This window comes from Cystobacter fuscus, from assembly GCF_044360685.1.
In the GTDB taxonomy this organism is placed as follows: domain Bacteria; phylum Myxococcota; class Myxococcia; order Myxococcales; family Myxococcaceae; genus Cystobacter; species Cystobacter fuscus_C.
Genome location: NZ_CP043491.1, coordinates 10802423 through 10818634, shown reverse-complemented (window position 1 = coordinate 10818634; position 16212 = coordinate 10802423). Strand labels below are relative to the sequence as shown.

Genomic DNA, 16212 nt, shown 5'->3' with positions numbered 1-16212 from the left:
TAGCAAGGAAAACTAACCAGGACGGAAAAGTTCCTAATACCCAGATTTCGAGAGGTGCCTGCTGGATGCCATCGGTCGAAACGTTTCGATTGATTGACCCGAAAAAAAGCAACTTTATCTCCAGTCCCTCGAAAACGGAGATGCAGGAAAACCCGACGAAAGCAGAGGAGTCCTCCTTGTCCTACATCCCCTACCCCTTGCGCGGATTGACCGCGGGTGCCGTCCTCTCCACCGTGGTTGCGTGCTCCGGGGCGCCGGATGCACTCTCCGAGCAGCCCCTGGACACCCAGGAGCAGGCCGCGCTCACCACCCGGGTCGTCGGCTACTTCCCCACCTGGAATGGCAACGTCAATGACATCCAGTACGGCAACCTCACACACATCAACTACTCCTTCCTCCTTCCCACCGCGCAGGGCGGGCTCACGGGGTTGAGCAGCGGGGACACCCGGCTCAAGTCCCTGGTCCAGACGGCGCACTCGCGGGGCGTCAAGGTGCTCATCGCGGTGGGCGGCTGGAATGACGGAAACGATTCTGGCTTCGAGCAGCTGGCCGCCAATGCCTCGACCCGGACGGCCTTCGTCAACAACCTGGTCAACTTCGTGAACCAGGCCGGGCTGGATGGCGTTGATATCGATTGGGAGTACCCGGATCCGGGCAATTCGGCCACGAACTACGGCCTGCTGATGCGGGAGCTGTCCACCGCGATGCACAGCCGCGGCAAGCTGCTCACCGCGGCGGTCGTGGCCAACGGGTACACGGGCGGAGGCATCCCCACGGCGACCTTCGCCGACGTGGACTTCCTCAACATCATGGCCTACGACGGCGGCTACCCGCACTCCACCTATAACTATGCCGTCCAGTCCCTGGATTACTGGCTCGGCCGCGGTCTGCCCAAGGACAAGGCGGTGCTCGGTGTGCCGTTCTACGGCCGCTCGCAGACCGCGTACGTGGGCTATGCCGCGCTGGTGGCCCAGGACTCCCAGGCGCCCTACAAGGACAACGTGGGCGCCGTCTATTACAACGGCATCGCCACCATCCAGTCCAAGTCCAAGCTGGCGCTCCAGCGCGGCGGCGGCGTGATGATCTGGGACATCTCCGATGACGCCAAGGGCAGCGCCTCGCTGCTGACGGCCATCGCCCAGGCGGTGGGCGGCACCACGCCTCCACCCACGGGCAACCTGCTGGACAACCCCAGCTTCGAGTCGGGTCTGACGGGCTGGAACTCCGAGTGGCACAGCCCGGCGCTGGCGCACAAGGTGGACACCGACTACCCCTACGCGGGCGCCTCCAAGCTCACGCACTACGCGTCGACCGCCTACCAGCAGGTGTCGGGTCAGTCGAAGGCCGTGGCCAATGGCACCTACCGCGCCAGCGTGTGGGCCCGCTCCAGCGGCGGCCAGAAGGCGCTGCGCCTGTACGCGAAGAACTACGGCGGGGCCGAGGTGACGGCGGAGATCGGCTCTGGCGCCGTCTCGGGCTATACGCAGTACGTCATCAGCAACATTCCCGTCACCAACGGCAGCATCGAGGTGGGTGTCTACAGCGACGCGAACGCGGGGAACTGGTCGGCCTTCGACCAGTTCGAGCTCGTCAAGCAGTGAGCCCCCGCGGTTCCCGGTGCCCCTGGTGGGCGCCGGGGGCCGTTCGTCGCCTGAACACGAAAGAATCAACACATGACATCCCTCACTGCATGGAAGCGATTGACGACGTCCGCCCTGGCTCTCGGGGCGCTGGCGATGGGGACGGCCGCCTCGGCCGCGCCCTCCGCGCAGGTCATCTGGAGTTCGGAGAAGAACCCGGGTGATGGCGCCTGGTTCAACGGTCCCCTGTCCATTCCCTACGCGCTGAGCCCGCAGGCGAACATCGCCCTGACGAGCCCGACCACCACCTCGGCCACCACGCTGGCGGTGGATCCCTCGGTGCAGTACCAGACGATGCTGGGCATCGGCACGTCGCTGGAGGAGTCGACGGTCTTCAACCTCTCGCGCATGTCGCTGGCCAAGCGCACGGAGGTCCTGAAGAAGCTGCTCGATCCGGCCACCGGGGCGGGCATGAACCTGCTGCGCATCACCTTCGGCACGTCTGACTTCACCAGCCGCCAGTTCTACACCTACGACGATCGGCCCGCGGGGCAGACCGACCCGAACCTGACGTACTTCTCCATCCAGAAGGACATCGACTACAACATCGTCTCCACCATCAAGCAGGCGCTGGCGGTCAACCCGAACCTGAAGATCTTCGCGAGCCCGTGGAGCCCGCCCGCCTGGATGAAGGACAACGGCAGCCTCATCGGCGGCAAGCTGCTGTCCCAGTACATCCCGACCCTGGCGACGTACTACCGCAAGGCCATCCAGGCCTACCAGGCGCAGGGCATCCCCATCTACGCGCTGACCGTGCAGAACGAGCCCCTGTACCAGGCGCCGGACTATCCCAGCGCCTCGGTGGATTCGAACCAGGCGCGCCAGCTCATCGTCGCCCTGAAGAACGAGCTGAACGCGAACGGCTTGAGCACCCGCATCTGGGCGTTCGACCACAACTTCGATTCGGCGCTGGCCTATGTGACGCCCACCCTGAACGATGCCGCCGGGAACGCGGCGACGGACGGCGTGGCGTTCCACGACTACGCGGGCGACCCCAGCAGCATGACCCAGGTGCGCAACGCCTGGCCCAACAAGAACATCATGATGACCGAGCGCTCGGTCTGGGGCACGAGCGGCGCGGACCGGATGGCGCAGTACTTCCGCAACTGGGCCGCGGGCTACAACGGCTGGGTGACGATGCTGGATAGCAACATCCAGCCGGAGAAGTGGACCGGGACGCCCGGCCCCACCATGCTCATCCAGAGCGCGTCCTCCTACGACAACTACTGGGCCCTTCCCGAGGTCTACCTCATCGGCCAGTACTCCAAGTACGTGAAGGCGGGCGCCAAACGCATCTCCAGCAGCTACGGCTCGGCCAGCACGGTGACGAACGTGTCCTTCCTCAACCCGGACAACACCATCGTCTCCGTGGTCATCAACCAGACGGCCTCCAGCCAGCGCTTCAAGCTCGCGTCCGAGGGCTGGGAGCTGCTCGCCACGCTGCCGGCGAAGACCGTGGGCACCTACGTGTGGGCGCGTGAGAACGCCCCCACGGCGACGAACCTGCTCGCCAACCCCGGCTTCGAGGCGGATGGCACCCTGTCGGGCTGGAACGCCGAGTGGCACAGCGCCGAGCTGGCGCACAAGGTGGACACGGACTATCCGTACACGGGCAACTACAAGCTCACGCACTACTCGGCGGCCGCCTACCAGCAGATCTCCGGCCAGACGAAGGCCGTGGCCAACGGCACCTACCGGGCCAGTGTGTGGGTCCGCTCCAGTGGTGGTCAGCGCGCGCTGCGCCTGTACGCGAAGGGCCACGGCGGGGCCGAGCTGACGGCGGAGATCGGCTCCGGCGCCGTCACGGGTTATACGCAGTACGTCATCAACGGCATCCCGGTCACTACCGGCAACATCGAGGTGGGTGTCTACAGCGACGCCAACGCGCAGAACTGGGCGGCCTTCGACCAGTTCGAGCTCGTCAAGCAGTAGGCCACGAGAGGCCCCCGGTGGCGGTGTGTCTTCCGCCACCGGGGGCCTCGTGCATTTCAAGGATTTGATCCAATCAACATGGGATTCGATATGACTTCGCGTTGCAATCGGCGGGTACTCGCCACGCTGTTCGTCTCGTTCCTCGCGGGCTGTGGTGGCGAGGAGCGTTCCCCGGCGGCGCCCGGGGTTGGCCACGAGGAGGCGGCGCTCGCCGCGTCGCTGTTCACGGTGAACCTCCAGACCTGGACGGGTCACTACCTCGTCGCCGACAAGGGCGGCGGCGCGGCGCTCCAGGCCTACAGCACCTGGGCGAAGGAATGGGAGACCTTCACGCTCTCGGACCTCAATGGGGGCACGCTCCAGAGCGGAGACCTGGTGACCCTGCGCGGGGTGAATGGACAGTGGGTCTCGGCGGACAAGGGCGGTGGCGGGGCCATCTACGTCAATGCCCCGCATGAGCTGGGCTGGGAGCAGTTCCGCGTCGTCAAGCTCAACGGTACGGGCACCGTCGTCTCGGGAGACAAGATCGCCCTCCAGACGACCATCGGCGGTCAGTACGTCTCCGCCATCAATGCCGGGGGAGGGGACGTGCTCGCCAACGCCCCCGCGGCCAAGGAATGGGAGACCTTGACGCTCCTCGTCGCCGGGACGGGCACGCCCACCTCCCCCAAGCAGCGGGTGCTCAACTACATCCAGAGCATCTCCGGCTCGAAGACGATCGCCGGACAGCACAACCGCGAGCCGAACTGGGATCCGGCGAAGTGGACCAACACCATCCACGGCACCACGGGCCGCTGGCCGGGTCTGTGGAGCGGGGACTTCCTCTACCAGCAGGAGAACATCGACTCGCGCTGGACGATGATCAACGAGGCGAAGAACCAGTTCAACGCGGGCGCGATCGTGCAGCTCATGTGGCACTCCTGCCCGCCGACGCAGGGCGAGGCCTGCGGCTGGGATGGCGGCGTCAAGAGCAGGCTGAGCGACAGCCAGTGGAACGAGCTCCTCACCGACGGCTCCAACCTCAACAAGGTCTGGAAGACGCGCGTGGACAGGCTCGTGCCCTTCCTGCAGGACCTGAAGAACAATGGCGTGCCCGTGCTCTTCCGCCCGTATCACGAGATGAACCAGGGCGTGTTCTGGTGGGGAGGCCGCACGGGTCCGCAGGGCACGCGCCGCCTGTACCAGATGCTGCACGACTACCTGACCAAGACGAAGGGCATCGACAACCTCATCTGGGTCTGGGACGTGCAGGACCTGAGCTGGAACTTCAGCGACTACAACCCGGGTGACGCCTACTGGGACATCGCGGCCCTCGACTTCTACAACGGCGACGGTTTCACGAAGGCCAAGTACGACGCCATGCTCGCCGTGGCGGGCAACAAGCCCATCGCCATTGGCGAGTGCGACCGCCTGCCGACCTCGGCCGAGCTGAGCAGCCAGCCGCGCTGGGTCTTCTTCATGGGCTGGTCGGAGCTCGTCTATGAGAAGAACTCGACCACGGCGATCCAGAACGTCTACTGGGCGGGCAACGTCCTGACGCGCGAGGAACTCCCGGCCTGGCGGTAGTCAAGCGCTCCCGGGTGTAAGAGGAGGGGTCTCGCCCGCTCGCCGGGGTGGCCGGGGCGCGGCCCCTCCTGTCGGAATGGGCAGCCGGGCACCGGCCACGCGGTTAGAGTCCGCCGCCCATGTCGTTGTCCACGTTGCTGACCGCCGACTCCCTCCGCGCGGCCTCGGGAAGTGCCTTCCTCTCCGGTGAGGCGTCCTGGCGCGAGGGGCGGGTCCTCTCCTGTGCCCTCGAGAACGATGCCCTCGAGGGGCTTGTCCGGGGACGGGAGACGTACCGTGTCCGGCTCACGGCCTCGGGGGACGCGCTCGTGTCCCGCTGCGCGTGCCCGGTGCGCGACGCGGTCTGCGAGCATGCCATCGCCCTCGGGCTGTCCTTTCTCTCCCAGGGCGCCGTCCCGGCCGAGCCTTCCGAGGGGCCCTTCGCGACGCGCGCGGACCTGGAGCGCTGGGCGGACGCACACCACGTGCGGCACGCGCTCGCGGTCTCCGTGTCCGTGCTCGTGGCGGAGCTGCCCCTCAACGAGGCGCGGCGCAATGGACTCCAGCACGCCCTCCATGGGCTCGCCCTGCGCGATGTGGGCTCGCGCGAGGGGGCCCAGCGCTACGTGGGCGCGCGCGGCGCTGGCCTGGAGACGGCCATCACCGAGGCGGCGTGGGCCTACCTGCGCCAGGAAGCGGACTCGGTGCGGCAGGCGCTCTCCGAGGAGTCGGCCCGGGGCGAGGCGCACGCGGATGCCGCGCTCGCGCCGTTGTGGACGCGCCTGCTCGAGGTGCGCCGCTCGCTCCGGGCCCAGAGCTTTCCGCGCTCCCGCGAGCGCCGGGCCTCGGCGACCTGGGGCTTCGAGGCGGCGACGTGCGCGCTCACCTGGAAGGAGCGGGACCGGGTCGTCCGCTCCGGGCCGGACTACGGCACCATCGGCGTCTCCACCCGGTTGACGTTTCCCGGAGGCGGCGAGGGCCGTGTGGAGTGCAGCTGCGCGGCCCGGCAACGCGGCTGTGCCCACGCGCTCGCGCTCGTCGACACCGTGCTCGATGTCCTGGCCGAGCCCGCCCGGGCTCCCGAGGCGCGGAGGATCGCCGAGGAGCTCCTCCGGCCGGGCTGGGCCCGTGCGTTGAAGGACCTCGAGCTGCTCGAGACGGAGGCGGCCCGGCCCCGCGCGGGGGTCGAGGTGTGGTGGTGCATCGAGCATGAGCTGGGCGCGCTGACGGTGTCGCCCCTGGTGAAGAAGCAGACGCGCAAGGGCACCTGGAGCACCGGCGCGCGGATGACCGCGGCCCGGCTGCTCGAGGAGCATCGCGAGCTGCTCTCCGAGGTGGATCTCCGGGTCGCCGAGCACCTGGCCTCCTGGGCGCCTGCGTCACGCGCGGCCGGGACCTACCCCTCGCGGGCCTTCCTCGCGCTTGTCGGACATCCGCGGGTCGCGCTCGAGCTTCGTCCCGATGAGCCGCTCGAGGTGAAGCGGGTGCGGCTCGGCTTCACCGCGCTCTCCGCCGCGGACCACATCCGCCTGGAGCCCTCCCTCGAAGGCGAGCGTCTCAACCCGAAGACCCTGGGGGCGATGCTGCGGGCGTTCGCTCCGGGCGAGCCGCTGTTCCTGGCCGAGCCGACGCGGGGCCTCTTCCTGCTCATCGACGTGAACGAGGAGGCGCGGCAGCTCTGGAACGTGCTCGAGAAGCATGGAGACCAGTTTCCCCCTGAGAGCCACGAGCAACTGCTCGAGCGGCTCTCGCGCCTCGAGACACGGCTCCCCCTCGTCGTCCCGCCCTCGCTCAAGGGGCGTGAGTACCCGACGGACATGGTTCCCGTCGTCCGCCTGCGCTTGCTGCCCGATGTGTCACTCGAGATGGAGCTGCTCGTGCGGCCCGGTCCGGGCGCGCCGCTGTACCCTCCCGGCGTGGGTCCGCGCGATGTGCTGCTCTCGCGTCACGGGGAGCGCGGTTATGTACGCCGCCACCTGATGTCCGAGGAGGAGCGTGCCCGCGCGGCGCTCGTCTCCCTTCCGCTCGAGGACGCCGAGGAGGGGCCGCCGTTTCGTTTCCAGCTCGGGGACACGGAGTCGGCGCTGCGGCTCGTCGCCGCGTTGCAGCGGCCCCCGGAGGGACTCGAGGTCGAGTGGCTCGACGAGCGGCCCGTCATCACCTCCTCCGCGGGCCCGGAAGCCCTGAAGGTGCAGGTCGAGCGCAAGAAGGATTGGTTTGGGCTCTCGGGCAACCTGAAGGTGGAGGCGGGGAGGATCGAGCTCGCGGTGCTCCTGGACGCGGCCCGGCGGCAGAAGCGCTTCGTGCGGGTGGATGCCAACCGGTGGGTGGAGCTCAGCGACACCCTGCGGCACCGATTGCAGGCGGTGGCGGATCACGCCTTCCTCGGGAAGAACCGGGTGGAGTTGTCTCCCGGCGCGGTTCCCGCCATCAGCGCGCTGTTCGACGCGGGCGCCGAGGTCGAGGCCGCGCCCGCGTGGCGGCTGTTGACGGAGCGCCTCGCCGCGTCGCTGTCGCTCAAGCCGAAACCTCCCGCCTCGCTGGGAACCACGCTGCGCGACTACCAGGTGGAGGGGCATGCGTGGCTCAGCCGGGTGGCGGCCTGGGGCGCCGGCGCGTGCCTCGCGGATGACATGGGCCTGGGCAAGACGGTGCAGGCGCTCGCGATGCTGTTGGATCGCTCGCGGCTCGGTCCCGCCCTCGTCCTCGCGCCCACCTCGGTGGCCTTCAACTGGGTGCAGGAGATCCAGCGCTTCGCGCCGGGCCTGCGCCCCGTGCTCTACGCCGAGCAGGCGGATCGCGTGAAGTGCCTGGCGAAGCTCAAGAAGAACGACGTGCTCATCGTGAGCTATGGCCTGCTGGTGCGCGACGCGGCGAGTCTGGGCGCGGTGCAGTTCGCCACGCTCGTGGTCGACGAGGCGCAGGCGTTGAAGAACCCGAGCACCCGGCGGGCCCGTGCCGCGCGGCAGTTGAACGCGGGCTTCCGCATCGCCCTGTCGGGCACGCCCCTGGAGAACCACCTGGGTGAGCTGTGGAGCCTCTTCGCCATCGTCTTCCCGGGCCTGCTCGGCAGTTGGGAGCAGTTCCGCGAGCGCTTCGCCGGGCCCATCGAGCGGGGCAAGGATCCCGAGGCGAACGCGGCCCTCTCGCGGGTGATCCGTCCCTTCCTGCTGCGGCGCACCAAGCAGGAGGTGGCGCGGGAGCTGCCGCCGCGCACGGAGATCCAGCTGCCCGTGGCGCTCTCCGAGGAGGAATGGACGCTGTACGAGGACGCCCGGCTCGCGGCGGTGGCGGAGGTGAGCACGCAGGGCAAGGGCATTCGCGACGAGCAGCAGCGCTTCCAGGTGCTCGCGGCGCTCACGCGGCTGCGGCTGCTCGCCTCGCATCCGCGGCTCTACGACGGGCAGTCGGCCATTTCCTCCTCCAAGATGCGGCGGCTGCTCGAGCTGCTGGAGGAACTGCGGAGCGAGGGCCACCGGGCGCTGGTGTTCAGCCAGTTCACCTCGCACCTGGAGCTCGTCCGGGAGGAATTGGAGCGCGCGGGGTTCACCTACCAGTACCTGGATGGGTCGACCCCCGCGGCGGCGCGGGCGAAGCGGATCCAGGCGTTCCAGGATGGAGAGGGCGAGCTGTTCCTGATCTCCCTCAAGGCGGGCGGCACGGGCATCAACCTCACCGCCGCCGACTATGTCATCCACCTGGAGCCCTGGTGGAATCCAGCGGTGGAGGATCAGGCGACGGATCGCGCCCACCGCATCGGGCAGACACGGCCGGTGACGGTGTACCGGCTGGTCGCCCGTGGCACCATCGAGGAGCAGATGCTCTCGCTCCACTCGGACAAGCGGGCGCTCGTGGCGGGGGTACTCGAGGGGACGAACGTCGCGGCCCGGTTGACCACGAAGGATCTCCTCGCGCTGCTGGAGGGGGGCGACGCTCCTCGTGACCGGGACGACGACGAGGAAGAGCCGCCCGCCCGGACGATGCACTGACTTCCCCCGCTGGGGTTCAGGGCAGGGCGGCTTCGTAGACCGGAGCCGGTGCTGCTTCGGCCGGCTTCTCGCCCGCGGCCTTGCGGCGCATGTCCTCGGTGGTCTCGCTGTTGCCATCCGGCCGCCAGCCCGGCGGAGAGCTGATGTAGCCCCACACCTCGCGCGGGCTCCGGGCGCTCATCACATCGCGGAAGAACGGGCCGAACTGGTGGAAGACGATCTTCAAGGGGTTGTTCGTCGTCAGCGGGTGCACCAGGCCGTAGCGGCAGGGCAGGTCATCGCGCTCGGGGATGTACGTACCGAAGAGGCGATCGAAGAGCATGAGCACGCCCCCGTAGTTGGCATCCAGGTAGTCGAGGTTGGCCGCGTGGTGGACGCGATGCGCCGACGGGGTGTTGAGGATGCCCTCAAGGAAGCCCAGCTTGGGCGCCCAGTCCGCGTGGATCCAGAACTGGTAGCTCAGGTTCAGCGCGTAGCCGGCGAGGATGGTCTCGGGGGTGAAGCCGAGGAGGGCCAGCGGCGTGAAGATGGCGTAGGCGCCGGTGAGCTGCGACGTCCACGCGAGCCGGCCCGCGGCCACGAGGTTGATCTCGTTGGTCGAGTGGTGCACCGCGTGTGACAGCCAGAACCACCGCACGCGATGTCCCAGCCGGTGGTACCAGTAGTAGAGGAACTCGATGCCGAAGAAGAGGACCACCCAGGACACCACGGTGCCATGGGCCGAGGCGTCGAAGAGCCGGTGCTCGTAGAGCCAGGTTGCGCCGGGGAGGACGAGCGCGAGGGGAATGAGCCGGGTGAAGCTCCGTCCCACGATGACCGCGAGCGTCGCCAGGGCGGAGCGCCAGCCATAATCACGTTTGAAGACAAACTTGTAGGCCAGCACTTCCAGCAAGGTGGCGCCCAGGCTCAGGATGGCGAGGACGCGGGACACAGAAGCGAGGTTGTTCATGGGGTGCCTGGGAGGGGGGCGGACAGCGGGTGTTTCATAGCACCGCCCCCCAGGCGTCTCCAGGGCCCTTGACGCACCTCGCCAAGAAGTGTCCAGGGCGAGGCACGGAGGCTCAGCAGCCGGTGTTGCCGCCGGGGTCCACGCCGAGCTTGCTCGCGAAGTTCAGGTAGTTGTTCACGCGGCTCTGCACCTGGCCGGGGTTGCGGCCATAGCACTCGACGGAGCCGTTGATGCTCATGATGGTCTGGCCGAAGCCGTAGCCGTTGACGATGGAGTCATGCGCCGGCCGGGAGCCCGCGCCCGCCTGGGTCATCCAGAACCAGAAGCCGGTGCGCCAGGAGATGGTGGCGTCGCGCGCGACCCGGTCGGGGTCGTTCATGAGGTCCACGCCGAGCGCGTTGCCCGCGGCGCAGTAGTTGCCGTTCCACGACAACTGGATGGGGCCACGGCCGTAGTACCACTTGCCCGGGGCGCAGCCGCAGCCCGGAGGGCCCCAGCTGGTGTCGCACATGACGCTCTTGTTGATCTCCTCGACGTGCACGAGGCCACCGGTCTCGTGGGCGATGTTGGCGAGGAAGGCGGCCACCTCGCGCTTGCGCGCGGTGGTGTCACCCGTGGTGGCGAAGCCGGGGAAGGTGTTCGCCGCGGCCACCAGGGCCGAGTAGGTGTAGAAGGGACCGCGGCTGGGGAACATCGAGTTGAACATGGACTCGCTCAGGATGGCGGCGATGCCCGTGCCCGTGGGAGGCGGGTTGGTGCCCCCGTCGACCTTGTCGAAGGTATAGAGCTGGTTGGCGCCGCCGGTGTACGGGTACTGGACGTACTGCGTGCCGTTGGCCGCCGAGCCCCAATACAAGTCGAGCGCCATGTCCGTGTGGCGCACGTGGATGCTGAACTGGTTGTTGCCCCGGCCCACGAACTTGAACTGCTGGTTGCCGCCGCCCACGTAGCTCCACTGGTGGACCGGGGCGTTCTGCGCGTAGCTCACCTCCTTGATGTCGAGCCCCTTGTTGCTGTTGACGTTGATGATCTTGAAATAGCCATCCGACGTCGGGGAGATGTGGAACTTCTGCGCGTTGGTAAAGTTGCAGTCATATTGTTGCACCGCGGCGCCATCCGCGGTGCTGGCATCCGCCACGTCGATGCACTTGTTGGTCATGGCGGACCGGATGAAGTAATCCCCCTCGGTGATGTTGGAGACGATGGCGGCGCTCTCGAGTTGAGAGAGTTTTTCGGCGGACTGCACCTCGTCCACCGTGCAGCCGCTCAATCCACCGAGAACTCCCAACAGCGCCATGCCGCGATACGTGAGCTTCCGATCCATTTCCTGCTCCTTGTCTGGGCGGGACGCACCTCGCGGACACCCGACGTGTCTGGATCCGCGTGCCTGCGTCGTGATGACAAACTAAAGCATGAAATGGAATAACCCGCCAGATTGGCGCTGATCTGAAAACGTTGAAAATCCGTGGAAAGTAGCGGATTGACCCGAAATCCACGCCCACGCTCTCTGTTGGATTTGGGCCCGTGTGCGTCCTGGCCGATGGGCATATCGTGCCGGCCCATGCGCTGCCTGCTCTCACTGCTCGTCATGTTGCTGGGTGTCGTGCCCCGCCTCGCGGCCGCCCAGACGGCGTCCGCCGCTCCCGCTGCCTATCTGTTGCGCCCCGCGCGTGTCTTCGACGGGGTCTCCGCCAAGGCCCAGGAGGGCTGGGTCGTGCTCGTCCAGGGCGAGCGCATCGCCGCCGCCGGTCCGGCGGCCCAGGTGAAGGCGCCTGCTGGCGCCGAGGTCATCGATCTGCCCGGCACCACCCTGCTGCCCGGCCTCATCGAGGGCCACTCACACCTGCTGTTGCACCCCTACAACGAGACTTCCTGGAATGATCAAGTGTTGCGCGAATCGCTCGCGCTCCGGGTGGCCCGCGCCACCAACCATGCCCGTGACACGTTGATGGCGGGCTTCACCACCGTGCGCGACCTGGGCACGGAGGGCGCCGCCGACGCGGACGTGGGCCTGAGGCAGGCCATCCAGCAGGGCATCATTCCCGGGCCGCGCGTGCTCGCCACCACCCGCGCCATCATCGCCACCGGCTCCTACGGGCCCAAGGGCTTCGCTCCCGAGTGGCACGTCCCCCAGGGCGCCGAGGAGGCCGATGGCGTGGACGCGCTCGTGCGCGTGGTGCGCGGACAGATGGGCCGGGGGGCGGATTGGATCAAGGTCTACGGCGACTACCGCTGGGGGCCTGGGGGCGAGGCGCTGCCCACGTTCTCCGAGGAGGAGCTGAAGCTCATCGTGCGCACGGCCCGAGATGGGGGACGCCCCGTGGTGGTCCATGCCAGCACGCCCGAGGGCATGCGCCGCGCGGTGCTCGCCGGAGTCGAGACGATCGAGCATGGGGATGGAGGCACGCCCGAGGTCTTCAAGCTCATGGCCGAGCGCGGTGTCTTCCTCTGCCCCACGCTCGCCGCGGGTGACGCCATTCAACAGTACGGGGGGTGGAAGAAGGGCAGCGACCCCGAGCCCGCCTCCCTCCAGCGCAAGCGCGCCAGCTTCCGGGCCGCCCTCGCCGCCGGTGTGACGATTTGCGCTGGCAGTGACGTGGGCGTGTTCGCTCATGGGGATAACGCGCGGGAACTGGCGTTGATGGTCGACTACGGCATGACTCCTGTGCGGGCGCTCCAGGCGGCCACCTCCGTCAACGCGCGCATGCTCCACCTGCAGGACATTATCGGGCAGGTGAAGCCCGGGTTGCTCGCGGACCTCGTCGCGGTGGAGGGGGACCCCACCCGGGACATCTCCGCGCTCCGCCACGTGCGCCTGGTCATGAAGGGCGGCACCCTCCACCGCCGGTAAGAGCCCTGGACATGGTTTCTGTTCACGTCGATAGATGCGCTGGCTGTAGTGTGCCAGCGCCCGCCGATGGCGGCGAGTAGCTGCTTCAGGGGCTATAGCCTTGTCGCGTCGGGCGTCGGCGAGTGACTGGTTGCGTTGTTCTATGCGTGAGTGCCACTGATGACGTGACACGGGACATCATGGACAGCATCTACGTGACGGTGGGCACCAGCGAGCGTTTCGAGGTTCCCGGTGCAGTGCCTCTTTGACGAAGTCCACGCGAAGAAGGCGGCCTCGCTCTCGAAGAGGGCGCGCGCTATCGTCCGCAGGCGTGTGGACGGGCTGTTGATGAATCTCTTTGGTGACGGACTGTGAGTTCATCGGCCTGTAGTTAGCCCGAGCGAGACAGCTAACTCAGGGCCACCGCCAGACGGCGCTTACCGGAAACTCGCGGTTGAGCACGGCGGCACCGGGTTTCGAACTCTCGAACTTGGGAACACGCCCATCCGGGTTGCCCAGCACGATGCACACGGGGAACTTCCGCCCGTCGGGCAGCACAGCCAGGGAGTAGCGGCCCATGACCGCTGGAAGTTCCTTCCCCGTCTCCAGGTCGTAGATGCCGGGCCCTGTCCAGAGCTGTCCGTGCAGGAGCGTCCCTTCGGCCAGCAGGCCATCACCCTTCGTGAGTCGGCCGATGACGGCCCCGTCCGTGTAGACTCCCTCCTGGTTCCTGTTGCCGGGCTGGTCGATGTCCACGATGGCGCTGAGGTCACTGCCCGTACGGAGTTTCAACTCCTGGAACATGGCCTGGGTCGCCTCTGGTGGGCAGTCCGCGGGAGAGGGGGGCTTCACCTGGGCGGCGGGGCAGCCCAGTCCAGCCACGGCGCACAACCAGGTGGCGAGGCGAAGCGAAGGAGACGAGCGAGTGGGCACGGGCGGACTTCCTTTGTTGAGGTGGACAGCCCCAGGCGGCAGCGCCTCGGGTGAAGGTGCGAGTGTGAGACGTGCCAGCCACAAGGCAAGGCCGACCAGGGCCAGGCCCCCGAAAAGGGCCATGAGCCACCTCGCGCGGCGTGGGCGGACAGGCGCCTTCCCCTCCTGGGGCGCTTGTTCCTCGCTGGGGTGTGGTGATGCCCCCGGGACTTCGCGCGTCGCTTCGGGCAACGAAGGCGGTTGCGCCCCCACCTCCTCCCCCTCCCGCTTCTCGTCGGGCGGTGGTGTCTCGGAAAGCTCACCTGCCGTTTCCGGCAACCGAACGGTGAGTGCCGCCATGTCCTGGGCTGGAGGCTCCGCCGCGCTGTCCTCGGCGGCGAAGAGTGGCACGCTCCAGGCGGGTGAGTGCCCCTCCTTCTCGGTGGCCTGCTCCAGCGCCCGCAGCAGTGCGTCGGTGCTGGGGTAGCGATCCTCGGGCCGCTTCTCCAGCAGCTTCATGGCGATGTCGCTCAGGGGGCGCGGCACCAGGGGATTGAGCAGGTGCGGGGCCTTTGGAGGACGGGTGGCGATGGCGGCCACCAACTCCTTGTCCGGCAGCTCTGGGTTGAAGGGGTGCAGGTCCGTGAGAGCCTGGTAGAGCAACACCCCCAGGGCGTACAGGTCCGCGCTCACGCCCCCTTGGAAGGGCTTGCCCTGCTCCCATGCCTGGCTGCGGGCGTAGGCCAGCAGCTCCGGAGGCACCAGGTGCAACACGCCCTCGGGCAGCCCCATGGTCTGGGTGAGGGCGCCGGGCAGGCGCGCGGTACCGAAGTCGATGAGGAAGGGGCGGCCATCCGCACGGCGGATGAGGATGTTCTCCGCCTTCAAGTCCCGGTGGTAGACGCCGCGCGCGTGCAACACGCCCACGGTGCGCACCACGTCACTGAAGGTGAGCACCAACCGGGTGGCGTGAGGCGGCGTACGCCAGCGCCACTCGTGCCACGTGTCTCCGTCCACGTAGTCGGTGACGAGGAAGGGGTAGCCCGTGTTGGGGCTGGGCCAGAAGTCCACCCCGTACACGCGCAGCAGGTTGGGGTGGGAGGAATAGGTGAAGAGGGCCGCGGCCTCGCGTGCCAGCCGCCGCCAGGCGCTCTTCTCCTCCACGTATTCCTCCTCGCGAAGCTTCTCCCGGGAGTCGGAGAGGGGGCTGAGCGCCACCTTCATGGAGTAGGGCTGGCCGTCGCGCTCCACCTTGAAGACGCGGGAGGAGCCACCACGGCCCAGCACCTGGGTGATGAGCCAGGGCCCCACCCTGTCGCCGGGCTGGAGCTGGTCCGGATGCAGGACTTGAGACATGGGAGCGCGTCTCCTAGAGCACCACTTCAAGGCGGGGGATCTGCCGAGCACCGCTCTTATCCATGACCTGGAGGAGGAAGACCTGACCTGCCTCCCAGAACGGAGCATCAGGCTCCACAGCCACCACGCCGGCCTCACCGGGCCCGAGTTGTGCCTTATCCATCTCCACGGTGCGCACCTTCACGGGCGAGCCATCCTGCCGAGTGAGCAGCGCGGAGACTGGCCTCCAGGGCTTCTCCCCCGGCAGGTTGCGCACGTGGATGACCGCGAGCGCCCAGGGGCCAGCCCGGTAGCCCATGCCATCCGTCACCTCCAGCCCACCCCGAGTAAAGGTGGGCACCTTCTCAATGCGGCGGACCTGCACGCCCTCCCGGTCAATGCGGCCCGAGAAGATGAGCCCGGCGGGCCCACTTGCCCCAGACTGGGCCTTCAGCGCAGTGACCTCCGCCTGGCTCTCCGCCAGCGCCGCCTCCAACGCCTCAAGTGTGCGCGGGCGGCGCACCACCTCTACCTCCTTGTCCACCACGCCCGGGTGCGTCACCAGCACGAGCGTGACCTTGGCTGGGGAAGCGCCGTCCCGGTAGCGCACGCGCACCACCAACTTCTCCTCGGCACCCAAATCAACCGAGGGCTCCAGGCAGAGAATCGTGTCTCCCACTTCCACCCATCGAAAGCGGACGGAGCGTCCCTCTACTTCTATGGCGGCCCTGTCTAGGGGCGCGTCGAAACGCAGGTAGGTGACGATGCCGGCGGCCACGCTTACCTCTGGCCCGGGTTCATCGGGGTTGCTGGGAAGCGTGACGCGCCGCTCCTGGCGCTCGCGGGAACGGGGCTGGGGCTGCGCTGCCACTGTAGCTCCCGTAAAAAGGAGCGTGAGCGGCAGCCACGGGAGAAGTCGAGCCAGGGTGGGATACCTCCAAAGCCCAACCTACCAGATATAGCACTCGACACGACTCAATTAGTCATGGTGAGTAGGAGTAGGAAGAGGTGCGGCTACCCTCCGGTAGAAACCAAGCCGCGCCGAGTCGTTAGGCACGGCGTTCTGGCGCTGGCAGATAT

The 16212-nt window shown here is 67.8% G+C and carries 9 protein-coding genes; 5 read left to right on the top strand and 4 right to left on the bottom strand.

Annotated elements, in window-relative coordinates:
- The first annotated feature begins 65 nt into the window (after positions 1 to 65).
- From F0U63_RS44215 to F0U63_RS44200, 4 genes are all read left to right on the top strand, one after another.
- Positions 66 to 1601 carry a glycosyl hydrolase family 18 protein gene (locus tag F0U63_RS44215; RefSeq protein ID WP_395840613.1) on the top strand — a complete coding sequence of 512 codons (1536 nt, stop codon included), beginning with the start codon at positions 66 to 68 and terminating at the stop codon, positions 1599 to 1601.
- Between the two features lie 72 nt (positions 1602 to 1673).
- Positions 1674 to 3572, top strand: coding sequence for a glycoside hydrolase family 30 beta sandwich domain-containing protein (locus F0U63_RS44210; RefSeq protein ID WP_395840610.1), 1899 nt, complete (start codon positions 1674 to 1676; stop codon positions 3570 to 3572).
- Between the two features lie 90 nt (positions 3573 to 3662).
- Positions 3663 to 5138 carry a glycosyl hydrolase gene (locus tag F0U63_RS44205; protein WP_395840608.1) on the top strand — a complete coding sequence of 492 codons (1476 nt, stop codon included), beginning with the start codon at positions 3663 to 3665 and terminating at the stop codon, positions 5136 to 5138.
- Between the two features lie 119 nt (positions 5139 to 5257).
- Positions 5258 to 9106, top strand: coding sequence for an SNF2-related protein (locus F0U63_RS44200; protein ID WP_395840606.1), 3849 nt, complete (start codon positions 5258 to 5260; stop codon positions 9104 to 9106).
- Between the two features lie 16 nt (positions 9107 to 9122).
- Here F0U63_RS44200 and F0U63_RS44195 read toward each other — a convergent pair whose 3' ends face one another.
- Positions 9123 to 10055: a sterol desaturase family protein gene (locus F0U63_RS44195; protein WP_395840604.1), complete on the bottom strand. Its 933-nt coding sequence runs from the start codon at positions 10053 to 10055 to the stop codon at positions 9123 to 9125.
- A 112-nt stretch (positions 10056 to 10167) separates the two neighbouring features.
- Complete coding sequence (locus tag F0U63_RS44190) at positions 10168 to 11379, bottom strand: glycoside hydrolase family 19 protein (protein WP_395840602.1); 1212 nt, start codon at positions 11377 to 11379, stop codon at positions 10168 to 10170.
- Between the two features lie 237 nt (positions 11380 to 11616).
- Here F0U63_RS44190 and F0U63_RS44185 point away from each other — a divergent pair, with 237 nt between their 5' ends.
- Positions 11617 to 12906: an amidohydrolase family protein gene (locus F0U63_RS44185; RefSeq protein ID WP_395840599.1), complete on the top strand. Its 1290-nt coding sequence runs from the start codon at positions 11617 to 11619 to the stop codon at positions 12904 to 12906.
- A gap of 393 nt (positions 12907 to 13299) precedes the next feature.
- Here the strand turns inward: F0U63_RS44185 and F0U63_RS44180 are convergent, their stop codons facing one another.
- Both F0U63_RS44180 and F0U63_RS44175 read right to left on the bottom strand, forming a co-directional pair.
- The gene (locus F0U63_RS44180; RefSeq protein ID WP_395840596.1) at positions 13300 to 15153 is read right to left on the bottom strand and encodes a serine/threonine protein kinase; all 1854 of its coding nucleotides are present in this window, start codon (positions 15151 to 15153) and stop codon (positions 13300 to 13302) included.
- Positions 15154 to 15166: 13 nt separating this feature from the next.
- Positions 15167 to 16036 carry a DUF2381 family protein gene (locus F0U63_RS44175; protein WP_395848523.1) on the bottom strand — a complete coding sequence of 290 codons (870 nt, stop codon included), beginning with the start codon at positions 16034 to 16036 and terminating at the stop codon, positions 15167 to 15169.
- Between the last annotated feature and the right edge of the window lie 176 nt (positions 16037 to 16212).